This window comes from Acinetobacter pecorum (assembly GCF_014837015.1).
GTDB lineage: Bacteria > Pseudomonadota > Gammaproteobacteria > Pseudomonadales > Moraxellaceae > Acinetobacter > Acinetobacter pecorum.
The window spans coordinates 1-1,260 of sequence record NZ_JACSPT010000042.1; the positions used below are offsets into that span (position 1 = coordinate 1).

Sequence of the window (1,260 nt, forward strand, 5' to 3'; positions counted from 1 at the left end):
AAAACAGGAGGTTTTAACTTGGTAAACTATAGACACTCATCAGGAGTTTACCATGAGCAAGAAACAGAAGACTTACACCGCAGAATTTAAAGTTGAAGCAATAAAATTGATTGAAGCCAATCAAGGCAATGTATCGGAAACAGCCAGACAACTTGGCATTTCAATGCAAACTCTTTCAAATTGGAATAATAAAGCAAAGACTGGCACCTTAGCAGGCACTAAACAATATTCACCTGATCTAAATGCCTTACTCGAAGAAAATAAAAAGCTCAAACAACAGCTCAAAACAGCTGAAATGGAACGTGAATTTCTAAAAAAGGCAGCAGCGTACTTTGCGAAAGAAAGTCAGTAAGGTACGCCTATATGAAACAGCAAAGACATTTATTCCCGATTAGCTTTATGGCTAGATTACTTCATGTTTCAGTGTCACGATTTTATGATTGGCTAAAACGAGGCATGAATAAAAGATTGGTTCAGCGAAATCAACAGACAATTTTGGTCAAAATAGCTCATGAGGAAACTAAACAAAGCTATGGCTATATTCGATTAACTAAGCATTTACAAGCGCAAGGTATCAAAATCAGTACGTATGCTGTACGTCAAATAAAAAAGCTCAACCAGCTGTATTGTAAGCGTCATAAGCGTTTCAAAAGAACTACGAAGAGTGATCATAATCGAGCGATCTACGCAAATTTACTAGAGCAACAGTTTTCAATGACTAAGCCCAATCTTGCATGGTCAAGCGATATTACATACATTTGGACTGCTGAAGGTTGGTTATACTTGGCAGCAGTAAAAGACCTGTACACGAAACAAGTGGTTGGCTATAGCTTAAATGAGCGTATGACCGCACAACTTGTTTGCAATGCACTGACTATGGCGATTCGTAATCAAAAACCAACGAAAGGCTTAATTGTTCATTCGGACAGAGGCAGCCAATATTGCAGCCATGAATATCGAAAGATACTGGAAAAATGTGATTTTCAAGGTTCAATGAGCAAACGTGGGGACTGTTACGATAATGCACCGATTGAAAGTTTCTGGGGCATACTCAAGAATGAATTAGTGCATCATTGCAACTATAAAACCAGAGATGAAGCTAAAGCAGATATTACAAAATACATTGTGTTATTTTATAATCAGCGAAGAATTCAAAAGAGTCTGGATTTTAAAACGCCAAATCAAATAGCAGAGAACTTTTATCGGTTAGCTGCCTAGCATATCCCAAGTGAAAGTCTCCTGCTAATTCAGCACATATCA

1 protein-coding gene is annotated in these 1,260 nt (G+C 37.6%); it reads left to right on the forward strand.

What is annotated here, in order from left to right; genetic code table 11:
* Window positions 1-52: 52 nt before the first annotated feature.
* Window positions 53-1,218, forward strand: a protein-coding gene (locus tag H9629_RS15255) for an IS3-like element ISAba21 family transposase (protein WP_085940850.1) whose coding sequence is annotated in 2 segments (ribosomal slippage) — window positions 53-311 and window positions 311-1,218 — 1,167 coding nt in all. Because the reading frame shifts where the segments join, the coding sequence is not laid out codon by codon here.
* Window positions 1,219-1,260: the final 42 nt, after the last annotated feature.